Source organism: Mycolicibacterium holsaticum DSM 44478 = JCM 12374 (assembly GCF_019645835.1).
Taxonomy (GTDB): Bacteria; Actinomycetota; Actinomycetes; order Mycobacteriales; family Mycobacteriaceae; genus Mycobacterium; species Mycobacterium holsaticum.
In genome coordinates this window covers 2121395-2147079 of record NZ_CP080998.1, presented here as the reverse complement: position 1 = coordinate 2147079, position 25685 = coordinate 2121395, and the positions used below count along the sequence as shown (strand labels likewise).

The following is a 25685-nucleotide window of genomic DNA, read 5'->3' as shown; positions in this document are numbered from 1 at the left end:
GCGGTAATTTTTGTCTGAATATGCTTGTATTTGGTGTGCCGGCCCGTAGGGTTTCGATATGGGTCAGACGGCACCGCACCCGCTGCGCGACCGGTGCGCGATCGTCGGGATCGGCGCGACGGACTTCACCAGAAAGTCCGGGCGCACCGAAGTGGCGCTGGCCGCGGCCGCCGGTAGCGCGGCCATCGCCGATGCCGGAATGTCACCGGCGGACATCGACGGCATCGTGCGGTGCGAACAGGACACGGTGCGTCACAACGACCTCGCCGACGCGCTGGGCCTACCCGCGCTGACCTACTGGGGATCCACCGGGACGGGCGGTTCTGCGCCCGCCGGAATGGTGGCTCAGGCGTGTGCCGCGATCGCCTCCGGGCTGGCCCGCTCCGTCCTTGTCTTCCGCTCCCTCAACGGGCGCTCGGGGGCGCGCTTCGGCCAAGCCCGGCGCAGGCAGGCGGCCGTCGGCGGCAACGGCTCCTACGATGAGTTCTTCCTGCCCTACGGGCTGCTGGCCCCCGGCCAGATGTTCGCCCTGATCGCCCGCCGTCACATGATCGAGTACGGCACGCAGCCAACGCATCTGGGCGCCATTGCGGTGGCATGCCGCGAACACGCGAACGCCAACCCGGCAGCTCAGATGTACGGCAGGCCGATGTCGCTGTCGGACTACCTCGGTGCCCGGCCGATCACCGAGCCGTTGCGGCTGTATGACTACTGCCTGGAGACCGACGGTGCGTGTGCGGTCGTGGTGACCTCCGCCGAGCGCGCCCGCGACACACCTGCGCCGCCGGTCTCCATACGCGCCGTCGCCCAGAGCGCCGACCCGGCCCAGCAGCCCGGGCTCGTGTTCGGGGCGCTGATGCGCGCCAGCCTGACCGAGCAGCCGTCGGCCAGGACCGCCGAACTGCTCTACCACAGAGCGGGTCTGGGGCCCGAAGATGTCGACGTGGCGCAACTCTACGATTGCTTCACGATCACGGTGCTGCTCCAGTTGGAGGGCTACGGCTTTGCCCCCAAGGGCGACGGTGGGCCGTTCGCGGCTTCCGGTGCGTTGCGCGTCGGCGGTGCCCTGCCCGTCAACACCGCGGGCGGAAATCTGTCCGAGGGTTACCTGCACGGGCTGAACCACGTCGTCGAGGGCGTGCGCCAAATCCGCGGATGCTCGACCAACCAGGTGCCCGACGCCGAGGTGTGCCTGGTCACCTCCGGGTTACCGACGGCCACCGGCGCACTCCTGCTGACCGCCGCCCGTTAGGACCGCCATGCCTCAAACGCCCACACCCGTCCTGGACGATTCCGACACCGGGGGCTTCTGGCAGGCCGCCCAACGCGGTGCGCTGGCCGTGCAATGGTGTTGGCGCTGCGCACAACCGGTTCACCTGCCCCGGCCGCAGTGCCCCCGTTGCGGGTCGTCCGAGCTGGGCTGGCACGATGTCGACGGCACGGCCACGGTGTACTCGTGGGCGGTGGTGCGCCATCCCGTCCACCCGGCTTTCCCCGTGCCGTACACCGTCGCCCTCGTCGCGCTGACCGACCACCCAAGCGTGCGGCTGATGGCTCACTTTGACGGCACCCCGCCTCTGCGCGAAGGGCTGCCCGTGCGCTGCGTTGCGCGCCCCGATGCCGCCGGAGTGCTTGTCCCGCAGTGGGAACTCGTCACCGATGACAGGAGTATGACGTGACCAAGGTGTTGCAGGGTGTGCGGGTGCTGGAGGTGGCGCTCTACGGGTTCGTACCCGCCGCGGCAAGCGCGCTGTCGGACTGGGGAGCCGACGTGGTCAAGATCGAGCACCCTGAGACCGGGGACCCGATCCGGGGTCTTGCCGCCTTCGGGGTCAAGCCCGGCGACGGCGGGGTGACCATGCTCTGGGAGGTGCTCAACCGCGGAAAGCGCTGCGCGGGAATCGACATCGCCCATCCCGACGGTTACGCGGCGCTGATGAGCCTGGTCGATCATGCCGATGTCTTTGTCACGAACTTCCTGGGCCCGGCCCGCCAGCGGTTGCGTATCGACGCCGAGCACATCCGAGCCCGCAACCCGAGCATCGTCTACGCCAGGGGCACGGGACACGGCGTGCGCGGACCCGACGCCGACCGCGGCGGCTTCGACGGGATCTCATACTGGGCGCGCAGCGGGTTGGCCACGGCGGCGATGCCGGTCGATTACGACTACCCGATCGGCCTGCCGGGTCCGGCGGTCGGCGATATCCAGGCCGGGCTGAACCTGGCGGGCGGTATCTGCGGAGCGCTCTACCATCGCGAGCGCACCGGTGAGGGCGCGGTCGTCGACGCGTCGTTGTTGTCGTCGGGGCTGTGGGCCATGCAGGCCAGTATCGCGGGCAGCTACGTCACCGACCGCGATCAACTCGCCAAGGGAGACCGGCGCCATCCCGGCAATCCGCTGGCCAACGTGTACCGGACCGCTGATGATCGCTTCGTGTTCCTGGCGATGCTGGAGGCCGACCGGTACTGGCCAGGGTTCTGTCGGGCGGTGAGCCGGCCGCACTGGGTCGATGATCCACGGCTCGCGTCGGCCAAGTGCCGGTACAAGAACATCGGGTACTGCGTGCAGCTCCTCGACGATCTGTTCGTCGAACATCCACTGGCACACTGGAAGTCGGTGCTGAGCAGTCAGGAAGGGCAGTGGAGCGTCGTGCAGTCGCCTCGCGAGACGCTCACCGACGAGCAGGCCTGGGACAACGACTTCTTCAGGATGGTCCAGTACGACAACGGCCCTTCGCTTCCGCTGGTGCCCGTGCCGGTCCAGTTCGACGAGACCGCGGCGGAGTTGACGCCCGCGCCCGGGCATGGCGAGCACACCGATGAGCTGTTGCGCGCGTGTGGTTACGACGACGAGACCATCATGAACCTGAAGATCGCCGGCGCGATCACCTGAGGACCGCGCGGGCTCAGGTCGAGCGCGGAAAGCGCAGCAGCTTGCGCGCGTTCGTCTCGGCGATCTTCGCCACCTCGTCATCGGGCACGTCGGCCAGCACCTCGGCGGCGCGTTTGCGGCAGTTCGGCCAGTTGGAATCCGAATGCGGGAAGTCGCTTTCCAGCATGATGTTGTCGACGCCGATCGCGTCGCGGTTCTTGAGCCCGTGTTCGTCATCGATGAAGCAGGTCCAGAAATGCTCGCGGAACAACTCCGAGGGCCGGGCGTCGAAGTCGATGTTCTGGTAGTACCGGTGGCGCTCCCAGGTGAAGTCGGTGCGCTCGAGCATGTAGGGCACCCAACCGATACCGCCTTCGGCGAGCGAGAACTTCAGGTGAGGGAACTGCTGCAGCTTTCCGGAGAACAACAGATCCACGGTGGTCCACCAGGAGTTGGTGGCGAACACCGCGATGGCGACGGCGAACGGAGCGGTCTTGCTCTTCATGGTCTTCGGCGCAAACGGGGCACCGGAGAACGAGAACCCGGGTACGTATCCGCCCGCGCCGAAATGCAGTGAGACCGGCAGTTCGGCATCGGAGCACACCTGCCACAACGGATCCCAATGGTCGGTGTGAAAGGACGGCAAATCGAAGACCGTCATGGTGTCCGGGAAGGACAGCGTGCGCGCACCCTTTGCGATCAGGCGTTCGGCCTCGGCGACCGTGGCGTCGATATCCCAGAACGGCACCAGGCCGAGGGGAATGTATCGGTCGGGGGCCGTGGCGCACCATTCGTCGATGTAGAAATCGTTCCATGCCTGCACACACAGGCCGGCCAATTCCTTGTCTTTGCCGTGAAAGAAGGTGCTGCCTGCGAAACCGGGAAAGGACGGGAAGCACAGCGCGGCGTGCACACCGTCGACGTCCATGTCCTTCACGCGCGCCACGGGGTCGTAACAGCCCGGGATCATGTCCTCGTACCGCACCGGGTCCACACCCCACTCCTGCGGCGGCTTGCCGGCCACCGCGTTGAGCCCGATGGTGGCGAAGCGGGTGGCGTTGTAGTGCCACAACTGCTTGCCGTCGACTTCCTTGATCTGCGGCGCCTCATCGCACCACCGGGCGGGCAGCCGGTCCAACCACACCCGCGGATGCTCCACGAGGTGGTCGTCGACGGAGATGATCTGATGACTCTCCTGAAGCGGCATGGCTCCTCCTCAAGACCCGACGGCCACCGATGGGCCAAATATACCCATATTTAAGCGGCTCCGACAGGGTGTTGATCCACATCGGGATCCGCGGTGCGCGGTAACCTGAATGTCCGACTGTTTGAGAGGCTGGCGCGCATGCGGAGTGGTACATGACCATCGACGTGACCACCGCCGGCGACTCGGCCCGCCAGGAACGCGTCGCACGGGCCCGGCGACGCAAGATCTCGCTGGTCATCGCGCAAGACATCGTCCGGCAGATCGCGCTGGACCAGCTCACCCCCGGCTGCCCGCTGCCCACCGAGCAGGCGATGGCCGCCCAGTTCGGCGTCGGGCGGGCCTCCATCCGGGAGGCGCTGCGGGTGCTGGAACTGCAGGGCATCATCGAGATCCGGCGGGGTAACGGCGGCGGACCCGTCGTGGGCCGGCGTGGGCCGCAACGCTTCGGCGAGACGATGACGATGCACCTGCAGTTGGCCTGCGCCACCATGCGGGATGTCAACGAGGCGATGATCCAGCTCGAACCGCTGTCGGCGGAACGGGCCGCGCAGCGCGTGCACGACGGCTCCGCCGACCCGGCGGCGATCGCGGCGGTGGTCGAGGAGAGCAGGCGCGGGATGGCGCGGGTCACCGAGCAGAACCTGTCCAGCCAGGACTACGTCGATTCCGGCAGTCGCTTCCATCTACTCGTCCGCGACGTCGACCCCAACCCGGTTCTGGATCTGCTCACCGAATCGGTGAGCCACATCTTTGCCAGTCGCACAGCTGACGGCGGCGCCAACCTGTTCAGCAACGACACCCGGACGCGGCTGCATTTCGATCACATCCGCATCGCCGATGCGATCCAGGCCGGCGATGCCGAAACCGCGCGGGCCCTGATGCGCGACCACATGGCGTCGGCCGCCCGGGCGATCTTCGAGATCGCACCGGACCTGGCCGAGGACCTGGTCGACTGGCAGTGATCCGATGAGCGCGCGCTGGACTTTGATCTCCTGATGCAGCCGGGCGCCGGCCTCACCGAAGGTGAGCGGACCGTGGTCGTCTTCGGCCTCGCGTCTGGGTGCGGGATCAGGCATTGCAGAACCCGGCATCGACGGGAAGGCAGACCCCGGTGAGGTAGCGGGCCTGATCGGAGACCAGCCAGGCCACCGCGTTGGCGACGTCGGCGGGCTGCAGAACGTCAACGCCGGGCAGGACGTTGCGCAGATTGCCGACCGGGTTCTCGGCCATCTTGCCGATCCAGTCGACGAAGGCCTGGTTGCGCGTCATCCCCGAGTCGACACCGGTCGGCAGGATCGCGTTGACTCGAATATCGTTGGGGCCGAGGAGGTTCGCGAACAACCTCATCAGACCCAGGATGCCCGCCTTGGCGGCGGTGTAGCCGTCCAGGCCGCCCCAGCCACCCGTGAAGCCCTTGACCGCGGCTGTGGAACTGGTCAGCACCACCGACCCCGGACGGCCGGTCTCGACGAGTGCCTGCGTCGTCGCCTTCACGGTGTTCCACACCCCGACCAGCATGATGTCGACCGCGTCCCGGAAGGCCAGGCCCTCATCGACATCCGAGGGGTAGGCACACCCTCCGGCGTTGGCGATCACGATGTCGGCACAGTCCACGCCGAGCGCGGCCGTGCCCGCCGAGAAAGCCCGTTGCAGTTGGGCCAGCTCGCGGACGTCGGCGACCTGCAAGCTGGCCCGCCGCCCCTGTTCCTGCACCAGACGACACGTCTGCTCGAGGTCCTCGCGCGACCCCATCGGGTACGGAATGGTGTCGATATCAGCGCAGATGTCGACGGCTATCACGTCGGCGCCGTCGGCAGCCAGCCGCGCGGCGTGCGCCCGGCCTTGACCGCGGGCAGCCCCGGTGATGAAGGCGACCCGCTGCGCATCGGCCATGGCGCTTCTCGCTTATCACTCGAAATGTTCGACTATTAGCGGCCAACGTACGGCAGCCGTCCCCGGTGTGGCAAGGGATTTCATCGGCATTCGACTAAATAAGTATCCTTTGGTCTAGGATGCGAATCATGGCGCGTGCGCTCACGTCGGATGTTGCGAACGGACCGGTCACCGCCGATACCCCATTCGTCGCGGCGGACGACAACTTTCATCCCGCACCCGAGGGCGATCCGTACTGGGCCGAGACCACGTGGTGGTCCTTCAACGTTCCCGAACGCAAGATCGGTTGCTGGCTGCACGCCACCTTCCACACCACCCGCGGCACGGTGACGTGGCGGGTGTACGTGTGGGACCCCAGCGGTGCCCGCCCCGAGGAGTTGCGTTACTTCCGCATGGAGACCGACGTACCCATGACGGAACCGAACCCGGATCTGCGCGATATCGTCGTCCCCGGCGGCGGGTTCTCGGTCCGGATGCTCACCCCGATGCGCGAATACCAAATCGAATTCGCCGATCCGGAAGCCGACTTCGCCATCGAGCTGCACTTCGAGGGGCTGCACGAACCCCGCCGATTCACCCCCGGTGAGCCGCCGTTCATGAACCACACCCACTTCGACCAGGTCGGACGGGTGACCGGACTGTTGACGCTCGACGGCGAACGCATTCCGATCGACTGCTACTCGGTGCGCGACCGGTCCTGGGCACCAAGGGGTGCGCCGAGGCCGGAGCATAAGCCCGGCGACAGCCGCCCGGCGGACAGCACGTCGAGGGTCCGTCACCCCGGCGGCCCGCTCTGGCGCCAGATCGAACGCGAACGCGGACGTGGACGCATCCAGTACGTGTTTGCCCACGCCGGACCGGAAACCGGGTTCCTGGGGTTCGTCCGGGTCGCCGACGGTGACGCCGACGGCTGGTCACCGCTCAACCACGGTTGGCTGCTGCGTGACGGGGAGTTCGCCGCGCTGGACAAGTCGGCCAGCGTGATGAAGAACTATCGGGATCCGGTCACCGGATGGAGCTCGCACATGCAGCTACAGCTGACCGACGTGCTGGGCAGGGAGTTGGTCGCCGAAGGCTTCTCTGTCAGCCATATCAGCGAATACGGCGGTGGCAGCACGGCATTGATGCGGTTCGACATCGACGGGCGCATCGGCTGGGGAGAAGACCAGGACATCTGGGAACCAAAGCACTTCGCGCGCATGCGTGACGCACTGCAGGCGCTGCACTAGAACTCGACGACCCACAGGAGACGCCCATGGCCGGACCGTTCGAAGGTGTTCGCGTCGTCGAGGTGGCGGCATGGACCTTCGTGCCCGGCGCCGGCGCCATCATGGCCGACCTCGGTGCCGACGTCATCAAGGTGGAGCCGCCGACCGGGGACCCGCAACGCGCCCTGCGCAATGCGCTCAACGCCGACGACATCGCGCCCAACCCTTTCCTGCAGGTGCCCAACCGTGGTAAACGCAGCATCACCATCGACCTGACCACCCCGGCGGGCCTGGACGCGCTGCGCCGGCTCGTCAACGGCGCCGACGTCTTCCTCACCAGCTATCTGCCGGACGTCCGCGCCAAACTGGGCATCGACCCCGAAGACCTGCGCGCGGACCATCCTCGGCTGATCTACGTACGGGGTTCGGGCTGGGGCAGCGCCGGCCCCAACGCCTCCACCGGTGGATTCGATTCCGCCGCAGCGTGGTCGGCCGCGGGCGTACAGAACAAGCTGACCGCCCCGGGAGCCGCCGAGCCGGCCGCGCAGCCCGCCGCCTTCTTCGACCTGCAGGGCTCCAGCGCCATCGCCGGCGCCGTGGCGATGGCGTTGTTCCGGCGGGAACGTTCGGGTGAGGGTGCGCTGATCGACGTCTCCCTGCTGAACACCGGAATGTGGACGATGGGCCCCGACCTCGCCGCGGCGGCGGCCGGTTCCGGTGAACTCCCCCGCATGGAGCGCAAGGCGGCGCCCAACCCGATCGTCAACTACTACCGCACCTCCGACGACCGTTGGCTGAACCTGGTGTGCCTGCAGGCCGACCGGTTCTGGGCCGAACTCTGCACGCTGATCGGGCGCGAGGACCTGGCCGACGATGAGCGGTTCCGCGACGCCATCTCGCGCTACGTCAACAGCGCCGAATGCGTCGCCGAGCTGGACGCCACCTTCGGCGGCCGCACGCTCGAGGAATGGCGCAGCGCGCTGGCCGGGTTCTCCGGTGTGTGGTCGGCGGCCGCAACGTTCGAAGAGGTTTGCGCCAGCCCGCAGGTCGCCGACAACAAATATCTTCCCGAGGTCGTCGGAACCGACGGCCGAGCCTTCCGGTTGGTTGCCCCGCCTTATCAATTCGACGGCGTGCCAACCACTCCGGTGGGACCGGCACCCGAACTCGGCCAGCACACCGAGGAGATCCTGTTGGACTGCGGCATGGACTGGGACACGATCGCCGACCTGCGCGAGCAGGGGGCGCTGGGCTGACGTGTCAGGAGTAGAGGTCGATGACCGTTTCGTTGGCGAGATCGCCCCAGAGCATCCGGCGGCCCGCCCGATTCATGTGCGCGGTCCAGAGGTCCCTGGCTCCTGCCCCGTCTCCGTCTTCGACCAGCGCGATGAACTTCTCGAAGGTGCGCAACGTCTGCTTGAATTGTTTCTCGACGACGCCGGGGCCGGCGGCGGTCCTGACCACACGCTCCATGTGCTTGGTGACGATGTCACGCAGCACCGCACCGACCAGTGCCATGGTGTTGTTTCCGGACCGATCGAGGATGACATCGTGGAACCGGAAGACCGCCGCCGACCACTCGCGAAAGTCGGCTTGTTCGGTCCCGTCAGCGATCAACTCCGCCAATGTCGCGGCAGTGGACTGCAATTCGGCGATGTCGTCGGGCCGGGCCCGGTTGGCCAGCAGCTCAGCGGCGGCGGGTTCGAAGACCTTGCGTGCCTCATACACGTCGGCCAGCGTGGTCTTCGACATCTGCAGCAACAGCCCGAAGTCCCTTGCGGCCACGGCGGTTTCGGGCGAGGACACCAGCACGCCACCCCGCGAACCGCGGCGCACCACGATCAGCGACTCACTCTCCAGGATCCGAAAGGCTTCGCGCAGGGTGGGCCGGGATACCCCGAACTGCCGGACGAGTTCGACCTCGGTCGGCAGTACGTCGCCCTTCTTGAGCACCCCGCGAACGATACTGCTGCGCAGGTGGTCGGCGATCAGCTCGGCGGTCTTGGGGGCGCGGACCAGCTTGGACGAGCGGTCACCACGCCCGGCCAGATCCATCACACCCCTGCCCCATCCGCCGAGCAACTCCGTCAAATATTTAATTCAGCTTACTCAATGACATCCAACTAGGAGGAGTTCTGTGACTGCCACGACAGTTTCCACCCGCGGAGGCTTGTTCATCAACGGCGCGTGGACGTCGGGCACCGGCAACGACACCGTCACGGTGGTGAACCCGGCGACCGAAGAAACCATCGCCGAGGTGCCACAGGCAACCGTCGCCGACGTCGACGCCGCTGTCACCGCGGCACGCAACGCCTTCGACGAAGGACCGTGGCCGACGATGCGCCCGGCTCAACGCGGCCGCATCCTGGCCGCCATGGCCGACGAACTCACCCGGCGCCGAGACGAACTCATCGAGTTGAACATCGCCGAGGCCGGCTCGACCCGGATGCTCGCCGAGATGCTTCAGGTCGGCACCCCGATCGACCACTTCTGCGACCTGACCAACCGGGTGCTGCCACAGTTCGACTTCGAGCCCCCGGTGCGGCCGGTGATGGGACACGGCATCGGCCAGGGCATGGTGCTGCGCGAACCGTACGGCGTGGCCGCGCTCATCACCCCGTTCAACTTCCCGTTCCTGCTCAACCTGGCCAAGGTCGGACCCGCGCTGGCCGCCGGCTGCACGGCGGTGCTCAAACCGTCGCCGTACACGCCGCTGGAGGCGCTGGTACTCGGCGAGATCGCCGAGACCGCCGGGCTGCCCCCGGGCGTGCTCAACGTCATCACCGGCGACATCGCCGAGGGCGAGGCGCTGACCACCCACCCAGGGGTCGACCTGGTCAGCTTTACCGGCTCGGATGCGGTGGGCCGCAGGGTGTACACGCAGGCCGCGGATTCCCTGAAGAAGGTCGTCCTCGAACTCGGAGGCAAGTCGGCGAACATCCTCCTCGAGGACGCCGACCTCGACAAGGTGATGGAGAGCGTGCTCGCGGGCATCGTCACGCACGCCGGCCAGGGCTGCGCGCTGCTGACCCGGATCCTGGTGCATCAGTCCCTCCATGACGAACTGGTCGCCCGCATCACCGCCGTGCTGGGCTTCATCAGCGTCGGCGACCCGTCAGATCCGACGACGATGATGGGGCCGCTGATCCGTGAGGCTCAACGCCGGCGGGTCGAGTCGCTGATCGCCACCGGGGTCGACGAGGGCGCCCAGATCGCCTTCGGCGGAAAGCGTCCCGCACAATGCGAACGTGGCTATTTCGTGGAGCCGACGCTGTTCGTCGGCGTCGACAACTCGATGCGCATCGCGCAGGACGAGTTTTTCGGCCCGGTCGGCGTGGTGATTCCGTTCAGCGACGACGACGAAGCGGTGCGGCTGGCCAACGACAGCCGCTACGGGTTGGCGGGCGGCGTCTGGTCGGCAGACCCGCTGCGTGCGGTGGCGGTCGGCCGCCGGTTGCGCGCCGGCACCGTCATCATCAACGGTGGCGGCGGCGGATTGAACCCCAGCGCACCGTTCGGCGGCTACAAGCACAGCGGTATCGGCCGGGAGTTCGGTGAGCACGGGCTGGCGGAGTACTTGCAGCACAAGGCGCTTCAATGGCCGGTCGGCTGAGGTGAAGTCGTGAGGGTCGCTCGCTTGCTGGCCATCGCCGCGGGCGCCGCGGCGCTACTTTCCGGCGCGGTGGTGGCACAGGCGGCGCCACTGCCCGCGCGCCCGGCGGGCTCCCCCGACTACATCGACCACACGGTGTGGGAGTACCACGGCGATCGGGCGACCCTGCGGATCTACCCCACCGCGTGGGGCTGGGCCGGGTCGGGGGTCTTCACCAACGGCGCGCAGAGCTACGACGCGTGGGCGGAGTTGCTCGAACATGCGCCGGACGCCAATACGCTGTCCATGCAGAACCAGTTTCTGTGCTACTGGCAGCTGTCCACGTTCACCAACCCCGGCAAGGTCGGCACCTGGAACCTCGAACCGTGGCGACCGGTCGTGTCCAGCATCATCATGCAGAACTCGGGGTGCAACCCCGGCGGACCGGACGACGTTCTCAACTGGTGATGGGCGCGAACACCGGGTCGATGAGATCCGTGACCGCGGCCCAAGGAACGGTGATCGAGCGAACCTCCCTGCCGAATTGTCCTTCGGGGAAGTGAATTTGGAGGCCCGCGTCGGTCGGAATCCAGAATCGGAAGTTGCGCTGCACCGGCGCCCACCCCGCGTAGTACTCGCCCCACCCGCCAAGCGGCGGCGTCGGGTAGGTGGCGGGCAGGATCTGCTTGGTCAACTCGCCCAACCGGTTCAGCCCGGCCTGTTCATCGACGAACAGGTTGCCCCAGACGATCTGGATCCCGCTGCGCGAGTCGAAGACCCGCGTGGCCACGGTGTCGACAGGCATGTTCGGTAGGTCGAACGCGTTGTACTGACCCTTGAACAGCGCTGAGATGGTCATCGGCCGAAACAGCAACCTGCCATCGGTGTTGAACACCCACCGGGAGCTCTTGCTGGCGCTGGCGGCGAAGAGCCACACCTGACCGTCGGCCTCGTCGTCGAGGATCCGGTTGATCGCGTCGGTGACCGCGGGATTGCCGCCGGCGAGTTTCTCGTAGTTCACCGTCCACTCACCGGGCCCCTGGGGGCTGACCCCGGCGCGGACGTCAGGTACGACGGTGTAGGTGACGCCGTTGGATATGGCGTCCGCGTCGGCCGTGGGCGCCGCGCCGACGAGCAGCCCGACGAGCGTGATGGCGAGCAGCGGGCCCGCCCACCGCGCGAGAACCCGGCTCATGGCAGCACGACGTCGCTGGCCAGCCAGCGGCCGTCGACCTTTTCCATCGTGATGATGATCCGGTTGCGATCAAGGCGCGGTTCGGGATTCAGCGCGTTGGTGACCGCCTGATCGAGGAAGAGCATCACCTCCACCTTGTCCTGTGTCGCCGACTTGATACCCGCCGCGACGACCTTTCCGTCGGCGCTGGCCTTGTTGTCGATGAGCGCCTGTTTAAGCTGACTACTGGACTCGCTGTACATCGTCTTGAATTCGCCGGTCGCACCGTCCAGCACCGCCGCGAAGTTCGCGTCGAGCTTGGCCGCGTCGACACTGGTCAGCACGATTGCGTACTGCTGCGCGGCGGCGAGGGCCTGCTGGCCGGCGTCGGCGATCGCCCGGTCCCGCTGCAGTTCGAGCGCCAGCAGCGCGCTGGTCACCAATGCGCCGACCACGAGCGCGGCGCCCGCCCCGAGGGCCACCGTCTTGCGACCGGGCCAACGCAGCCACCGGCGCCGCGGGGAATCCGGTGCCAGGCCGGTCTCCTCGGGCCGGACCTCTTCAGCGTCGGTGTCGCCGGTGGCATCCAGTGTCGATGCCTGTTCCCGGGTAGTCATCGTCTGCTCCTTTCGGGGTAGCCCGCATCACGGACCGCTCGGCGGTGGTGGAAGTGGCAGGAAGGGGCCGCCGTAGGGCGTCGGAATGGTCAGCGGGCCGGTCGGAACCGGATCGGCGCGCTGTAACGGATGCGCACCCGGTGGTGGGCCCGCGGTGTCGTCACCCGGTGGTCGCGGTGCGTTGCGCGCGCCCCGCACAAGATATTTCGGATCCGGGTTCGGGCAGTAGGTGTACAGGAACGGCTCCGGGAAGTCGGTCAGTGTCGGCGGGGCCTTCGGCAGGTTGTAGTCGCACCCGTACCGCGAGTACAGGCTCACCGCGCCCCACACCCCGCCGTCGCGGAAGGTGCTGCCGACCGCGTCGAGCGCCGAACCGGCGCGGTACTGCGGGAAGAAAAACTCCTGCAGGGCGGGCACCCGCAGATACGCCAACTGGGACACAGTGGTCAGGTTGCCCAGCAACTGCACCATCGTCGGTGAGTTGTCGGCGATGACGGCGTCGATGCCCGCGAACGCTTCGGGGCCGCGGTCCAGCAAGGTCCGGTAGCCGCCGTCCATGCGTTCGACGCCACCGAGGATCGTCGAAAGGTCCGCCGACGTCGCGGCCATCCCGGGGCTGACATCACGCACCGTCGACAGCACCACCTTGCTGTTCCGGATGAGGCTGACCGTCTGCGGCAGCACCGAATCGAGCGTCGACACCAGGAACGCGCCACCGTCGAGAATGGCGGCGAGTTTGTCCGCCCCGTCCGGGCCCACCCGCAGCTCGTCGAGGACGGCCGACAACCGTGCGGGGTCGACCTGCTCGAGGGCGCCGTCGAGATCGCCGAGCAGCTTGGCCAGCGTCACCGGCGTTCGCGTTCGGTCACTGGCGATTTCGGCACCGTCGGCGAGGTAGGGCCCGTCGTTGCGGTCGGCGCGGAAGTCCAGGTACTGCTCACCGGCGGGTGACAGCGCCGATACCCGCACCTCGGTATCGGTGGGGATCCGGGTACCCGGATGGATCGCCGCCACTGCCACCGCACCGGTGTCGGACAACTCGATCGAGCGCACCCGGCCCACCGGCACCCCGCGAAGCGTCACGTCCTGGCCCGGCAGCAGACCACCGGTCTGCTCGAGGTGCACGCGGATCACCGCCTCGGTGCGCGACGGATCCAGCCGCAACGTACCGAACATCAGGTACGTCACACCGATGACGAACATCATCGCCAGCGCGATCGCCGACAGGCCCAGTCGGTGCAGCTTCGCCCAACCCAATGCGTTCAACAGCGCTCTCACGGTGGCCCCTCCAGCGACCCCCCCGGCGGAGCCGTCGGCGGGGGTGGCGGCAGTCCCGGCGGTGACGGAGCGGGTGTGAGGTTGCCGGGATTCGGCCCGATCAGGTTGGGCGGCTGCGGCATTCCGGGCGGCGGGGTGGGCGCACCCCAGAACTTGTTGCGGACCATCAACAGCTCGTAGGAGATGCTGCCGACCAGATTGCGGAAGTCTTCTCGCCCCGGCCCACGGCTGCCCGGATCGGCGGGGTGGTGCGGGTCGGCGAACGCACCGACAGCGAGGTCGGCGAGATCGATCTCGACGTTGGATGCAGTCGAGTTGGTCGTCTTGAGGATCGGGCCGAACATCAGGTTGAAGTTGGCCAGCGACGCGCCGGGCGCCGTCGACGCGTCGTTGAGGCCCGCGGAGAGCCGGTTGAGGTCGGCCATCATGCTGCGCGACTCCTCCCCGCGCACCGAAGGAAACTTGGCCAGTTGCAGGGTGATCCGGTTCAGCTGTGCGATCAGATCGACGATCCGGTCGGTGTTCTCCGCGACGGCGCCCAGCGCGGGGCCGGCAGCCTCGATGGCCGCGTCGATGGATTTCTGCCGGGCCGCCATCGTGGCGGACAGATCGCCGGTCTGGTTGAGCGCGCGCTTGATGGAATCCGAACGGGCCGAGAGGCTCTGGATCAGCCGGGTGGACTCGTCGACGAACTTGTTCAGATCCTCACCCTTACCGCCGACCGCGCGGCCCATCCCGTTGATCAGCCGGGTCAGGTTGCGGATCGCTCCCCCGTTGACGAGCAGCGCCGCGGTGCTCAGCACGTCTTCCACCGAGGCGGCCGACGCCGTGGAGGCCAGCGGAAGCACCGCGCCCGGCGCCAGCGGTGTGGTCGTGGCGGATGCGTCGGCAGGCGGTGTCAGCGCGACGAAGATGTCGCCGAGCGGGGTGGCCGACCGCAATTCGGCGGTTGTGCCGGCGGGGATCGCGACATTCGAGGCGATCCGCATCGTCACCACCGCCGTGTAGTCGCGGGCGGTCATCGACTCGACCTCGCCGACGTCGGCGCCGGACAGCCGCACCTTGGCCTTGGCGGGCAGGTTCAGCGCGTTGGCGAACGTCGCGCTGATCTCGTATGTGTCCGCGCCGACGGACGGCGCAGGCAACGGGATCCGGTCCAGGCCCATCGAACAGCCCGCCAGCCCACCCACCAGAGCCACTGCCGTGGTGAGCGCGGCAAGCGCGCGGAGCGGTCTGCGCGCCGGTATCGCCAAGACCGGTGTCATGGGGTAAGACCTGCCAATCCCTCGAGCATGCTGGTGATTCCGAAATCGGGGCCGAAGTCCTGGACGGTCCCGGTGGTGCATCCCAACTGCTTCATGCCCAGCAGGTTGCACACCTCCTTGGTCAGCTGACCGTTGAGTTCGACCTTGTCGAGCACGGGATGCGAGCGAATCGCGTTCTTCTCGTGGTCGATCATGTTGTAGACGTTGTCGAGCAGCATCGGCGCCACATCCAGCGTTTCCGCGAGCTCGCGCCGGTAGTCGGCGATGGCCTTGGTGGTCGTCTCGAAACCGGCAGCCGTCGACTTCAGCGCGTCCCGGTTGTCCTCGATCAGATCGGCTGTTTCGGTGAGGATCTGGTTGATCTGCGCGCCGGTCGACCCGCTGCCGAGCTGTTCGGCCGCCATCACATCGCTGAGTTGGCGCATCGACGAGCCGAAGTCGCGGATGGTCCGGTCGTTCTCGGCTGACGCGGTGGTCAGGCTTTCCAGGTTGGTGACGATCTTCGTGATCGCGTCACCGGTCGGGGCGCCGCGTTCCTTGCTCATCCTCAGCGCGGTCGACAGCTCCCCCAGCGCCGACCGGATCTTTGTGCCGTTGCCCTCGGTCATCGCGGCGCTGACCGAGAGCAGGTCGGCGACCGGGCCGGACCCGTGCCCGTCGCCTTCCAACTGCACGGCCAGCTTGTCGATCATCGCCAGCACCCGGTCGAATTCCACGGGGGTGCGGGTGCGGTCCAGGCCGAGCGTCTGACCGTCGGCGAGCGTCGGCCCGTCGCGGTAGACCGGGGTGAACTCGACGTGCCGGTCGGTGAGGATGGAGGTGGAGACGGTGACCGCCTGCGCGTCGGCGGGGATTTTGACGCCGGGTTCGACCCGCATCGTCACCTCGACGTACGCGCCCCTGGCCTCGATCTTCTCCACCGTGCCGACCGGCATCCCGAGAATCGACACCGCATTGCCTTCGTAAAGCCCGCTCGCACTGTCGAAAAGCCCGATGATCGTCATCGCCCGCTCGCTGAACGGGCCGCTCGTACAACCGCACGCGCCGCACACCATCGCAACGATGGCGATCAGCTTGAGGAATGCGCGCGGGGTCATTTGCAGTCCCCGAAGTAGGGCGGCAGGTTGAACTGCTTGGCGCGCCCGCTGATCGCGCAGATGAACGTGTCGATCATGGTGCCACCGCTGGAGGTGAAGTCGAACTCGTTGCCGTTGCCGGTGGCGTTGGCGAAGTTGCGCACCGTGACGGGCATCAGCTGCAGCGTGCTGCGCAACAACGCGTCGTTGCGGCCTACCGCGCTGAGCATGCCGTCGAGGTTGTTCATCAGTTCATCGATCCGCTGCCGGTCGCCGATCAACACGGGCCGCAACTGGTTCACCAACTTCGTGGTGGCGTCGATCAGCCGAACCACCAGGTCCTTGCGCGCGGCCAGATCGCCGAGCACCTCGCGGCCCTGGGTCATCAGCAGGCCCAGGCTGCGCTGCTGATTGCCGAGCAATTCGGCCACCTGCTCGGTGCTGCGCAGCAGGTCGTAGATCTGATCGCGGCGCGACGCGATCACCGATGACAGGTGCTCGATGTTCTGCAGCGCCTGGGGCAGCACCTCGGGTGCCCCCGCCAACTGTGTCGACAGCGTGGTCATCGACTGCGCGATCTTCTCGGCGTCGACGGCTTCGAACGTCGTGGTGGCGTCCTGCAGCGCGGCCTGCAGGTCGTAGGGCACCTCGGTGTTGGCCAGCGGAATACGGTGGTCGGAAAGGTCTTTCGAACCCGCCGGCTGTAGGTCGACGTACCGGGCACCGAGCAGCGTGGTGAGTTTGACCGAGGCCCGGGTGGCCGAGCCCAGCGGTATGTCATCGTCGATCTCCAGTCCGACGGCCACGTGGTCGCCTGCGAGGCGCATGCTGGAGACGCGCCCGACCCGCACACCGGCCACCGTGACCTGGTCGCCCACACTCAAGCCGGCCGCCTGTGCGAACTCGGCGGTGTAGACGTCCTTCCCGATCCCGAGCCGGCCCAGGCCGAGCGCAGCCCCCAGGGTCAGCACGATGACCAGCACGGCGGTCACGCCCAGTTGCAGCTTGCTGTAGGACTGGATGGACCGAAGCCACAGACGTTTCCCGGCCGTGCTGTCGTGCGTCACTGTCATGACCATCACCGGCACTTCTGGCTGTAGGTCAGCCGGTCTTCGGGCGTGCCTTCCCGGACGATCGCGTTGATCAAGCTGTCGATCCGGGGGAATTGGCTGACGGTCAGGTTGCATGCGTACACGTCGAGGTACGCCCCGCCCTGACTGAACCGGGCCAGACCCTTGAGCATCAGCGGTGTGTTGAAGGCCATGTAGGCGAATCCCTGTTTGTCTTCCATGAAGTGCTTGGCGAAGCCGGGTTCGCGCGCCAGCCATTCCCTCATGTCCGGCTGGACGTCGGTGATGACGTTCGCCAATCGTTCGCCGACCACGGAAACCTGATCCAGCGAGTCGACGAATTCGGCACGGCGTTGGGCGAATCCGTTGAAGGCCGTCTCCGCCGAATCGATGCTGCTGTTCAGCGCGTCGCCGTGGTCGGCCAGCGAGGCCACCACGCTGTTCAGATGGGTCAGCACACCATCGAGGATCGCGTCGGTGCCCGAGTACGACTGCGCGAGGCGGGTCGTCTCGGAGATCATCGTCGCGATCGCTCCGGTGTCGCCCTGCAGCGACCGCACGATGGCGGTGGTGAGGTTGTCGACCTGTTCGGGGTTCAGCAGCGCGAACAGCGGCTCGAACCCGTTGAGCAGCCGGGAGATGTCGAATGAGGGTTCGGTGTGTTCGACAGGGATGACCGAGCCGGCGGGCAGCACGCGGGGGTCGCCGTAGTCGGCAAGCGACAGGCCGAGGTAACGCTGCCCGATGATGTTCTGGTAGACGATGGCGGCCTTGGTGTTTCCGTACAGCACCTGTTCGGACTGCACCCGGAAACGCACCCGCGCGTCGGTGCCGTCCAGCGCGACGTCGTCCACGCGGCCGACCTTCACTCCCGCCATCCGCACCTCGTCACCGACCTTCAGCCCCGATACATCGGTGAAAACGGCGCTGTACGCGTGCGTTCGACCGTCGACCTCACGCTGCAACGTGACGAACACCGTCCAGATCAGCGCGAGGCAGACGACCAGGAATATGCACAGCCCGATCAGCGGGCGGATGTGTCTTCTCAGGGGTGTCCTGACAGGTGTGCTGGCCGACTTCACGGACCGTCCCTCCCTCCCGGCTCGACGGACCCGGGATGCGCAGCCTCCGCGGGCAGTGGCGACCCCGGCGGCGCGGCCGCCGACGGATCGGGAACGATGTGCACGGTGCTGCCCCTGAGTACCGGCCCGAGCAGCAGTTCGGCGGCGGCATTGGGCTGTGGTCCGAGCAGTTCGCTCAGCTCTGCGCGTTCTTGTGGGCTGCCGACCGGGCCCACGTTGCCGCCGGGCGGTTGGTAGTTGCGCGGGTCGAGTTGTCGGGGCAGCACCGGCGGGTCGGCGGTGAGCGGGGCGGTGCGGCAGCTGGGGCCCTCGAGTGCGCCGTAGCGCGGGCAGTCCTGACGGGTGTACATCCGGTTCGGTGTGAGGACCAACATGAACTTGCCCACCGCCATCTTCTTGTCCTCATGCCAAACGTGTTCGAAGAAGCGGTTGGTCAGGTCGTTGATCCGGGTGACGATGGGTGCGAAAGCGCCTGAGCCGTCGGCCATTACACCCATCACCGGGGACATCTGAGTGGTGATCACGATCATCTGGTCGGTGTTGTTCTCGAAGGAGGTGCCCACTTCGCCGAACGTGGCGTGCCCGGCAGACAGGAAAGTGGTCAACTCCTGACGTTTCTCGGCGAAGGTGCGCATGGGCACGACCGCGCTGTGCACGGCGTCCAGCAGGTCGGGCGCGCTGTCCTCGAGGCCCTGCAGGGCTTCGGAGAGGACCGCGAGCGTGGCCTCGGTGCCGTCGTCGGCGATGATGCGGTTGAGTTGGTCGACGATGCGGTTGGCGCCGCTGCCCGCGCGTTCGAGTTCGTCACCGCGCCCGCTGGTCGCCTCGGCGACGGCGGCCAGCACGCCGACGGTGTCGGTGGACCCGGGTCGGCCCGCGGCGGCGAGCACGTCGCGCAGCTTCGACAACGCCGTCTGGAACTGGACGGTGGCCAGGCTGTCGTCCTGACGGATTTGCGAACCCGGCTTGAGCGCGGGCCCGGAACCGTTGTCCACCAACTGCACTGACGATACGGCGAACACGTTGCCCGGCACGACGCGCGCTGTGACCGAGGCGGGGATCGCGTGCGCGAAGTGCGGGTCCAGGGTCAGGTCGACCTCGTTGTCGCCGCCGTCGATGCTCGGCGTCACCCCTTCGACGGTGCCGACCAGCGCGCCGCGGAATTTGACGTCGGAGCCCCTGGGCAGCCCGTCTCCGACATTGGCGAGCAACGCGACCACCTCGACACGGTTGGAGAACGCCCCCTCGGACTTGGCGATCGCGGCGGCGGCCAACAGCACGGTGCCCAGCAGCAGCGCGATCCCGCGCAGCAGTAACCGGGAATCCGATACCGGGTTGGTGGCCGATTCGAAGCTCTGCGTCACCGTCAGCCCCCCAGCCTCGCGCCGGAGCCGATCCCCCACAAGCCGATGGTGAGAAGCAGGTTGGCGATGATCATGACCGAGATGCTGGCCCGCATCGCGCGGCCGGCCGCGATCCCGACACCTTGTGGGCCGCCCGCCGCGAAATAGCCGTAGTAGCACTGGATGGTGGATGTGAGGATCACGAACACGATCGCCTTGACGACGGAGTACACGATGTCTTGGCCGGTGAGCACCAGCCGGAAGTAGTGGTTGAAGGAGCCGGCCGACAATCCGCCCGCGAAGGTCACGATGCTCTGCACCGCGGCGTAGTTCACGACCAAACACAGGATGTAGAGCGGAATGATCGCCACCACCGAGGCCAGCAGCCGGGTGCTGATCAGGTACGGCAGCGGACGGATCGCCAACGACTCGATGGCGTCGATCTCCTCGGAGATGCGCATCGAACCAAGTTGCGCGGTGAACCGGCAGCCGGCCTGCGCGGCGAACGCCAGGGCGGCCATCACCGGCGCGAGTTCGCGGGTGGACACCGTCGAGGACAGCAGTCCGGCGGCGGGTTCCATGCCCAACAGGTGCAGCGCCTGATAGCCCTCGATGCCCACGATCGCTCCGGCCGTCGCGCCGAGCAGAATGATCACCCATGCGGTGCCGCCGCCCACCACGATGGATCCGTTGCCCCACGTGACATCCGACAAGATGGTCAGGAAGGCCTTGCGGTACCGGGTCACCGCCAGCGGGACACCGCCGACCGCGCGGCTGAAGAAGGTCAGCATGTGGCCGAGCCGGATGCCGAGCCCGGCCACGGACGTCGACGCGCTGACCAACGGCCGCAGACCTCTGGGGTAGTACGGCGCCGCCATCAGAGCGCCGCCTTGGGGAACAGCAGGACGTACATCTGGGTGAACACCACGTTGGTGATCATCAGCAGCAGGATGGACGCCACCACGGTGGCGTTGACCGAGTTCGCGACGCCCGCGGGCCCACCCTTGGTGGTCAGTCCCTTGTCACACGCCACGATGGCGACGATCGCGGCGAACACCACCGCTTTGATCATGGTGAGGATGAGGTCGCCGACGGTCGCGAACGACGCGAAGGTCATCACGAAGCTGCCCGCCGCACCGTTTTGAGCGAACGTGTTGAACAGATAGCCGGCGAGGAACCCGATGAAGCACACCAGCCCGGTCAGCGCGACGCCGACGACGATGGACGCCGCGAGCCGCGGGACCACGAGCCGGCGGATGGCCGAGATCCCAAGAACTTCAAGGGCGTCCACCTCTTCGCGGATGGTGCGCGAGCCGAGGTCGGCGCAGATCGCCGAACCGACCGCGGACGCCATCAGCAGGGCGGCCACCAGCGGCGCGCCCTGCCGGATCACCGCGAGCCCGCTGGCGGCTCCGGCCAGCGAGGTGGCGCCGACCTGTCCGGCCAGCAGGGCGAACTGGATCTGCAGCGTCACCCCGATCGGGATCGCCACGCACATGGTCGGCAGCATCGCCGTCGACGCCATGAACGCCGCCTGCTGCACGAACTCCCAGAACGGAAACCGCCATCTGACGATATCGATCACCAGGTAGCGAAGCGCCTGCAGGCCCAGGATGCACTGGCTGCCAACGGTGCTCAGCGCCGCAACGGGGTGCCGCTGGACGTATCCCCGGCCCCACTCACCGACCTCGCCGAGTGGGCTTGGGTCCACCGGGCGCTGCGTGGTCATCCCGCGCTCACCAACCGTCAGCCACGTGGAAGTCCGAGCGCCCGTTCCGCGATGACATTGCGCAAGACCTCGTTGGTGCCCCCGGCGATGGTGAAGGCCCGTCCGTACAGAAACGCGTCCTGCCACCAACCACCGTCGTGGACATGCGGATCCGTTTCGACACGAATGCCGTCATGGCCCTGCAGTTGCATCCCGTATTCGTGCAGTGCCAGATTGATCTGGCTGAACAGGATTTTGGACACCGGCGCATCGGCGAAGTCCGCGCCGCCGTGCAGCGCGCGGCTTTCGTTGTACGCCGCGACCAACGAGTTGACGTGCACGTCGGCGACGAACCCCCCGATCGCCTGACGCACGTCTCGGCGATCGAGTGCAGAGCCCGATTCGGCGCCCGACGAGTCGGGCAGGCTGCCCGCCAGCCGTACCAGCCGCTGCAGCGCACCGAACAGCGACGCACCGCTGCCCGCGCCCGCACGTTCGTGCACCAGGCTGGCCGTGGTCACCGCCCAGCCCTGATCCACCTCCCCGATCACATGCTTGCTCGGGACGCGCACCCCGTCCAGGAAGACCTCGTTGAAGTCCGCCGTTCCGGTGATCTCGCGCAGCGGCCGCACCGTGACGCCCGGCAACGACATGTCCAGAGCAAACGCCGTGATGCCCGCGTGCTTGGGCGCGTCCGGGTTGGTGCGGGCCAGCAGATAGCCCCAGTCGGCGTGCTGTCCGTTGGTCGTCCACACCTTCTGCCCATCGATGACGAAGACGTCGTCCTCACGGCGTGCGCGGGTGCGTAGGCTCGCCAGGTCGCTACCAGCTTCCGGCTCACTGAACAGCTGGCACCAGATGTGTTCGCCAGAGCGGATGCGGGGCAGGAAGTAATCCCTCTGCTCGGCGGACCCCGACGCGATGATCGCCGCGGCTGCCAGCATCCCGCCACCGACCGGACCGGGTGCGTTGACCCGGATCAGCTCGTCGATCACCACCGATTCGTGCAGCGGATGCGGATCGGGCAGCCCCCCGTAGGCCACCGGCCAGTTCACCCCGAGCATTTGCTCGGAGAACAGCCGGGCGGTCCACTCCCGCAGTGCGGGGATGTCGTGGGCCTCCGGCGCCCGGACGCCGGTCCGGCCATGTCGGGGAGGTTGATGTCGAGCCGCCAAGGCACGTACTCGCTCGCGCAGGAAGTCGAGGTGCGTGTCCTGTTCGAGGTGCATTCAACCCCTCTCCATCGATTGGTCGAACCAGCAATCGACCTTAATCAGTGTCCTGTATGTTTGTGAAGCCTTTTCCCGAACCGGTCTGTCCGGCCCCGCGTACAGCTAAGGAGCCGCCGTGAATTTCGACCTCACCGACGAGCAGCGGGCGCTGATCGAGGTGACCCGGGAGCTGCTGGAGCGGCACTCGTCGGTGGCGGCGGCGCGGGCGTTGATCGACGGGCCGTCAGGCTACGACGAGCAACTGTGGCGCAAGGGGGTCGGGCTGGGATGGCCCGCCTTGACCATCGCCGAGGAGCACGGCGGACTGGGCTTGCAGTCCACCGAACTGGCTTTGGTGGCAGTCGAACTCGGACGCGGGCTGGCCTCGACTCCGTTCCTGCCGACCGCCGTCGTCGCCGATGCGGTCACCCGCTCGACCGCTGTCGACCGCGTTGCACTGCTGTCTTCGCTGGCCTCCGGTACCCAGACCGCGGCCTGGGCATTCGCCGAGGCCGGACAACCGTGGTCGACGGCCGGGATTCACACCACCGCGGTCCGGGACGGCTCCGGGTATGTCATCAACGGCGCGAAGGCCTCGGTGCAGGACGCCGATTCGGCGGCGGTGCTTCTGGTCGACGCCGTGCTCGACGGGCGGCCGGCGCGCTTTCTGGTTCCGGCCGACACGACCGGTGTGAAAATCGAGCGCCAGCACACGCTCGACGTGACCCGCCGGTACTGCGATGTCGTGCTGGACGGGGCGGTGCTGGGTGCCACCGCGCTGTGCGCCGAGGGCGCGGCCGCCGAGCAGTCGATCGTCCGCTCCAACGAGCTCGCTGCGGTGCTCACCTGCGCCGAACTGGTCGGCGTGGGCGAGCGACTGCTCGAGCTCACGGTGGCCTACGTCAAGGACCGCGTGCAGTTCGGCAAGGCCGTCGGCAGCTTCCAGGCCGTCAAGCACAAGTGTGCGGACATGCGGATCTGGATTCAATCCAGTGCTGCGGCAACCTACTTCGCCGCCATGACCCTCGATAGCCAACATCACGACAGCGCCCACGCGGCCAGCGTCGCCAAGGCCTACGTGTCGGATGCGGTGAATCAGCTTGCCGGCGAGGCGCTGCAACTGCACGGCGGCATCGGTTTCACCTGGGAGCACGACCTGCACCTGTTTCTGCGCCGGGCCCGGGTCGGCGCAGCGCTGTACGGCGACGCCGACCACCACCGCGAGGAGTTGTTCCTGGCGCAGGTTCTCGCCTCCGCCTGACGCTCTTCTCGGCGCGCTCAGAGCGCGAACGCCAGGAACTGGGTGAACTGATCGGCCGAGAAATTGTCGTCGCTGACCAGCACCAGGGCCTGACGCCCGTCGGGCAGCGTGGGCCCGAGCGTCATCCCCTCCAGGTTGTCGATCGGGTCGACGGCGCCGGCCAGATCGACGAGCAGTGTCTTGGTCATCGTCTGCACCGGCGCATCGCGCAGCGACGGCCGGGCCAGCACGTCATCGGCGTCGCCGATGACGACGCGGTACAGACGCGCTTGGACGTGCGTGCCGTATCCGCGTTCCAGCACCAGGAACTCGTCGTCGTCGACCGCCACCAGTTCGGACAAGCCGTTGTCGCCGCCAGGACCTGAGGCAACCGCGTCGACGCGGTAGGTGTATTGCGCTGTGGCGGCGCGGGTCTCGACGTCGAACTTGGTGATCCGGACCAGCGCGCCGTCGGCTTCGCTGGGCAGTTCACCGTCGTCGTAACGCGGTCCCTCCATCGCCGCCCACAGGTGGCGGCCGTCCGGGCTCAACGAGAGGCCTTCCAGCCCAACGTTGCGTCTTGGCCCGGTTTCCTCGCCGGACATGTGCAACATCGGGGGCAGGGTGAACTCGCCGAGATAGCCGCCGTCGAGGTCGGCGATCCGTACCGACGGGTCGAGCATCGCCTCGCCCTGCCGTTCGCCCTCGCTGGACCAGTAAATGCGCTGGCGGCCAACGTCAACGGCGATACCTTCGGGGTCCGGCGGCACCACCGGTGGCCTGGCGTCGGCGTTCAGCGGCGCGAACGGCTTGCCGTCGGCGTCCAGCAGGGGGTGCGTGCCGACAAAGTCGACGTCTTCGACGCCACTGTCGGACAGTGTTATCCGGGCGGTGTAGAACCGTGCCGGGTTCTTGGCCGAGCGGTCGTCGCTGATGAGGTAGTACAGGTCGCCGTCGCGGTCATAGCTCAGCCCGGACAGCCCGCCGATCGCCGTGCCATCGAGGGTCGCGCCGTCCCGCAGTTTCAGCTGACCCAGATACTGCGGCCCGTGGACGTCCGTGGTTTCGGCGCCGCCGCATGCCGACACCAGCACGGCACATGCGAGCGCGGACTGCAGAAGGCCTCGCACTAGGCCACGGTATCGAGCAATGTTCCGACAAAGTAGGTGGCCGCAATCGCCACGGTGCCGAACGCCAACTGGCGCAGCGATCCGAACCACGCCGGTTTGCGGGTGATCCGGGCGGCCATGGCCCCGGCGATGAGCAGTCCCAGCCCGCCGCACGCCAGGCCGACCCACAGCGATTCGTATCCGAGCAGGTAGGGGATCAGCGGGATGATCGCGCCGATCGCGAACAACACGAACGACGAGGCCGCCGCCACCCACGGCGACGGCTTCTCCCTGGGGTCCACACCGAGCTCCTGCACGAGGTGGAAGTTCAACGCGCGGCTCTCGTCACGGTGCACCTCGTCGGCGGCCTTCGTCGCGGTTTCGCGCGTCATACCCATCTCCATCAGCATCGCCACCAGCTCGGCCTCTTCGGCTTGCGGGTTCTTGCGGAAGGAGCGGCGCTCGACGAGAACCTCGGACTCGATCTGTTCGTTGGCAGTGGTCACCGAGGTGTACTCCCCCATGGCCATCGAGAAGGCGCCCGCCAGCAGCCCGGCGACGCCGCTGATCACCACGGTCTGCGCGCTGGCGGCGGCCGCGACGCCCGCGATCAGCGCAGTGTTGCTGACGAGGCCGTCCATGGCGCCGAACGTGGCGGCGCGCAGCCAGCCGCCGGTGACGTCGGCGTGCCGGTGGGTGGTGAGGTGAGGCGCACCCGTGGGCGACACCCATTTAGGCAT

At 67.5% G+C, this 25685-nt stretch carries 25 protein-coding genes; 9 read left to right on the top strand and 16 right to left on the bottom strand.

From position 1 onward, the window contains the following. The first annotated feature begins 58 nt into the window (after window positions 1–58). From K3U96_RS10330 to K3U96_RS10320, 3 genes are read left to right on the top strand one after another with little or no spacing between them, the layout of a single operon-like run. On the top strand, window positions 59–1252 hold the full coding sequence (locus K3U96_RS10330) for a thiolase C-terminal domain-containing protein (protein ID WP_220692934.1): 1194 nt from the start codon (window positions 59–61) through the stop codon (window positions 1250–1252). Between the two features lie 7 nt (window positions 1253–1259). After that, window positions 1260–1679 (top strand): Zn-ribbon domain-containing OB-fold protein, encoded by a 420-nt coding sequence (locus K3U96_RS10325; protein WP_220692933.1) that lies wholly within the window; start codon window positions 1260–1262, stop codon window positions 1677–1679. Continuing rightward, window positions 1676–2893: a CaiB/BaiF CoA transferase family protein gene (locus tag K3U96_RS10320; RefSeq protein ID WP_220692932.1), complete on the top strand. Its 1218-nt coding sequence runs from the start codon at window positions 1676–1678 to the stop codon at window positions 2891–2893. Before K3U96_RS10325 ends, K3U96_RS10320 begins: the two co-directional genes overlap by 4 nt. A 13-nt stretch (window positions 2894–2906) precedes the next feature. Here the strand turns inward: K3U96_RS10320 and K3U96_RS10315 are convergent, their stop codons facing one another. Then, window positions 2907–4079: an amidohydrolase family protein gene (locus tag K3U96_RS10315; protein ID WP_220692931.1), complete on the bottom strand. Its 1173-nt coding sequence runs from the start codon at window positions 4077–4079 to the stop codon at window positions 2907–2909. Between the two features lie 152 nt (window positions 4080–4231). Between K3U96_RS10315 and K3U96_RS10310 the strand changes: the two genes are divergently transcribed. Further along, a complete protein-coding gene (locus K3U96_RS10310; protein WP_220692930.1) occupies window positions 4232–5041 on the top strand; it encodes a FadR/GntR family transcriptional regulator in 810 nt (269 codons plus the stop codon). A 106-nt stretch (window positions 5042–5147) separates the two neighbouring features. Here the strand turns inward: K3U96_RS10310 and K3U96_RS10305 are convergent, their stop codons facing one another. Beyond that, on the bottom strand, window positions 5148–5972 hold the full coding sequence (locus tag K3U96_RS10305; protein ID WP_220692929.1) for a mycofactocin-coupled SDR family oxidoreductase: 825 nt from the start codon (window positions 5970–5972) through the stop codon (window positions 5148–5150). Between the two features lie 128 nt (window positions 5973–6100). Here K3U96_RS10305 and K3U96_RS10300 point away from each other — a divergent pair, with 128 nt between their 5' ends. Both K3U96_RS10300 and K3U96_RS10295 read left to right on the top strand, forming a co-directional pair. Next, entirely contained in the window at window positions 6101–7201 is a 1101-nt protein-coding gene (locus tag K3U96_RS10300) for a DUF7064 domain-containing protein (protein ID WP_220692928.1), read from the top strand. 26 nt (window positions 7202–7227) lie between these two features. Then, complete coding sequence (locus K3U96_RS10295) at window positions 7228–8436, top strand: CaiB/BaiF CoA transferase family protein (RefSeq protein WP_220692927.1); 1209 nt, start codon at window positions 7228–7230, stop codon at window positions 8434–8436. 4 nt (window positions 8437–8440) lie between these two features. Here K3U96_RS10295 and K3U96_RS10290 read toward each other — a convergent pair whose 3' ends face one another. Continuing rightward, window positions 8441–9271 (bottom strand): FadR/GntR family transcriptional regulator, encoded by an 831-nt coding sequence (locus tag K3U96_RS10290; RefSeq protein ID WP_230982418.1) that lies wholly within the window; start codon window positions 9269–9271, stop codon window positions 8441–8443. 46 nt (window positions 9272–9317) lie between these two features. Here K3U96_RS10290 and K3U96_RS10285 point away from each other — a divergent pair, with 46 nt between their 5' ends. Both K3U96_RS10285 and K3U96_RS10280 read left to right on the top strand, forming a co-directional pair. Then, a complete protein-coding gene (locus K3U96_RS10285; protein WP_220692926.1) occupies window positions 9318–10793 on the top strand; it encodes an aldehyde dehydrogenase family protein in 1476 nt (491 codons plus the stop codon). A 9-nt stretch (window positions 10794–10802) separates the two neighbouring features. Further along, on the top strand, window positions 10803–11240 hold the full coding sequence (locus K3U96_RS10280; RefSeq protein ID WP_220692925.1) for a DUF2599 domain-containing protein: 438 nt from the start codon (window positions 10803–10805) through the stop codon (window positions 11238–11240). Here K3U96_RS10280 and K3U96_RS10275 read toward each other — a convergent pair. The 11 genes from K3U96_RS10275 to K3U96_RS10225 are packed head-to-tail and all read right to left on the bottom strand — an operon-like array spanning window position 11230 to window position 22614. Continuing rightward, window positions 11230–11967 carry a DUF3298 domain-containing protein gene (locus tag K3U96_RS10275; protein WP_220692924.1) on the bottom strand — a complete coding sequence of 246 codons (738 nt, stop codon included), beginning with the start codon at window positions 11965–11967 and terminating at the stop codon, window positions 11230–11232. The genes K3U96_RS10280 and K3U96_RS10275 overlap by 11 nt on opposite strands. Beyond that, complete coding sequence (locus K3U96_RS10270) at window positions 11964–12563, bottom strand: Rv1363c family protein (RefSeq protein WP_220692923.1); 600 nt, start codon at window positions 12561–12563, stop codon at window positions 11964–11966. Before K3U96_RS10270 ends, K3U96_RS10275 begins: the two co-directional genes overlap by 4 nt. Before the next feature lie 27 nt (window positions 12564–12590). Continuing rightward, a complete protein-coding gene (locus tag K3U96_RS10265; RefSeq protein ID WP_230982417.1) occupies window positions 12591–13841 on the bottom strand; it encodes an MlaD family protein in 1251 nt (416 codons plus the stop codon). Next, window positions 13838–15106, bottom strand: coding sequence for an MCE family protein (locus tag K3U96_RS10260; RefSeq protein WP_220692922.1), 1269 nt, complete (start codon window positions 15104–15106; stop codon window positions 13838–13840). Before K3U96_RS10260 ends, K3U96_RS10265 begins: the two co-directional genes overlap by 4 nt. Continuing rightward, entirely contained in the window at window positions 15103–16203 is a 1101-nt protein-coding gene (locus K3U96_RS10255; protein WP_220692921.1) for an MCE family protein, read from the bottom strand. The genes K3U96_RS10260 and K3U96_RS10255 overlap by 4 nt, the downstream gene beginning before the upstream one ends. Next, window positions 16200–17255, bottom strand: a complete 1056-nt coding sequence (locus K3U96_RS10250; RefSeq protein ID WP_220692920.1) for an MCE family protein — start codon at window positions 17253–17255, stop codon at window positions 16200–16202. The genes K3U96_RS10255 and K3U96_RS10250 overlap by 4 nt, the downstream gene beginning before the upstream one ends. 5 nt (window positions 17256–17260) lie before the next feature. Beyond that, window positions 17261–18334 (bottom strand): MlaD family protein, encoded by a 1074-nt coding sequence (locus K3U96_RS10245; RefSeq protein WP_220692919.1) that lies wholly within the window; start codon window positions 18332–18334, stop codon window positions 17261–17263. Next, on the bottom strand, window positions 18331–19698 hold the full coding sequence (locus tag K3U96_RS10240; protein WP_220692918.1) for an MlaD family protein: 1368 nt from the start codon (window positions 19696–19698) through the stop codon (window positions 18331–18333). The genes K3U96_RS10245 and K3U96_RS10240 overlap by 4 nt, the downstream gene beginning before the upstream one ends. A gap of 2 nt (window positions 19699–19700) precedes the next feature. Next, on the bottom strand, window positions 19701–20555 hold the full coding sequence (locus K3U96_RS10235; protein ID WP_220692917.1) for an ABC transporter permease: 855 nt from the start codon (window positions 20553–20555) through the stop codon (window positions 19701–19703). Further along, entirely contained in the window at window positions 20555–21406 is an 852-nt protein-coding gene (locus K3U96_RS10230; RefSeq protein WP_220692916.1) for an MlaE family ABC transporter permease, read from the bottom strand. Before K3U96_RS10230 ends, K3U96_RS10235 begins: the two co-directional genes overlap by 1 nt. Before the next feature lie 17 nt (window positions 21407–21423). Then, window positions 21424–22614, bottom strand: a complete 1191-nt coding sequence (locus tag K3U96_RS10225) for an acyl-CoA dehydrogenase family protein (protein WP_220692915.1) — start codon at window positions 22612–22614, stop codon at window positions 21424–21426. Window positions 22615–22732: 118 nt separating this feature from the next. On the opposite strand from K3U96_RS10225, the gene K3U96_RS10220 reads away from it, so the two are divergent. After that, entirely contained in the window at window positions 22733–23857 is a 1125-nt protein-coding gene (locus K3U96_RS10220) for an acyl-CoA dehydrogenase family protein (RefSeq protein ID WP_220692914.1), read from the top strand. A gap of 17 nt (window positions 23858–23874) precedes the next feature. Here K3U96_RS10220 and K3U96_RS10215 read toward each other — a convergent pair whose 3' ends face one another. Both K3U96_RS10215 and K3U96_RS10210 read right to left on the bottom strand, forming a co-directional pair. Further along, complete coding sequence (locus K3U96_RS10215) at window positions 23875–24966, bottom strand: esterase-like activity of phytase family protein (protein ID WP_220692913.1); 1092 nt, start codon at window positions 24964–24966, stop codon at window positions 23875–23877. After that, on the bottom strand, window positions 24966–25685 hold the full coding sequence (locus K3U96_RS10210) for a VIT1/CCC1 transporter family protein (RefSeq protein ID WP_220692912.1): 720 nt from the start codon (window positions 25683–25685) through the stop codon (window positions 24966–24968). Before K3U96_RS10210 ends, K3U96_RS10215 begins: the two co-directional genes overlap by 1 nt.

Coding starts and splice junctions, on each gene's coding strand:
- K3U96_RS10255 (WP_220692921.1), bottom strand. CDS start 16,203: ATGACCCCGCGCGCATTCCTCAAGCTGATCGCCATCGTTGCGATGGTG.
- K3U96_RS10275 (WP_220692924.1), bottom strand. CDS start 11,967: ATGAGCCGGGTTCTCGCGCGGTGGGCGGGCCCGCTGCTCGCCATCACG.
- K3U96_RS10235 (WP_220692917.1), bottom strand. CDS start 20,555: ATGGCGGCGCCGTACTACCCCAGAGGTCTGCGGCCGTTGGTCAGCGCG.
- K3U96_RS10250 (WP_220692920.1), bottom strand. CDS start 17,255: ATGACAGTGACGCACGACAGCACGGCCGGGAAACGTCTGTGGCTTCGG.
- K3U96_RS10225 (WP_220692915.1), bottom strand. CDS start 22,614: ATGCACCTCGAACAGGACACGCACCTCGACTTCCTGCGCGAGCGAGTA.
- K3U96_RS10230 (WP_220692916.1), bottom strand. CDS start 21,406: ATGACCACGCAGCGCCCGGTGGACCCAAGCCCACTCGGCGAGGTCGGT.
- K3U96_RS10295 (WP_220692927.1), top strand. CDS start 7,228: ATGGCCGGACCGTTCGAAGGTGTTCGCGTCGTCGAGGTGGCGGCATGG.
- K3U96_RS10310 (WP_220692930.1), top strand. CDS start 4,232: ATGACCATCGACGTGACCACCGCCGGCGACTCGGCCCGCCAGGAACGC.
- K3U96_RS10300 (WP_220692928.1), top strand. CDS start 6,101: ATGGCGCGTGCGCTCACGTCGGATGTTGCGAACGGACCGGTCACCGCC.
- K3U96_RS10210 (WP_220692912.1), bottom strand. CDS start 25,685: ATGCCTAAATGGGTGTCGCCCACGGGTGCGCCTCACCTCACCACCCAC.
- K3U96_RS10260 (WP_220692922.1), bottom strand. CDS start 15,106: ATGACACCGGTCTTGGCGATACCGGCGCGCAGACCGCTCCGCGCGCTT.
- K3U96_RS10330 (WP_220692934.1), top strand. CDS start 59: ATGGGTCAGACGGCACCGCACCCGCTGCGCGACCGGTGCGCGATCGTC.
- K3U96_RS10270 (WP_220692923.1), bottom strand. CDS start 12,563: ATGACTACCCGGGAACAGGCATCGACACTGGATGCCACCGGCGACACC.
- K3U96_RS10305 (WP_220692929.1), bottom strand. CDS start 5,972: ATGGCCGATGCGCAGCGGGTCGCCTTCATCACCGGGGCTGCCCGCGGT.
- K3U96_RS10315 (WP_220692931.1), bottom strand. CDS start 4,079: ATGCCGCTTCAGGAGAGTCATCAGATCATCTCCGTCGACGACCACCTC.
- K3U96_RS10325 (WP_220692933.1), top strand. CDS start 1,260: ATGCCTCAAACGCCCACACCCGTCCTGGACGATTCCGACACCGGGGGC.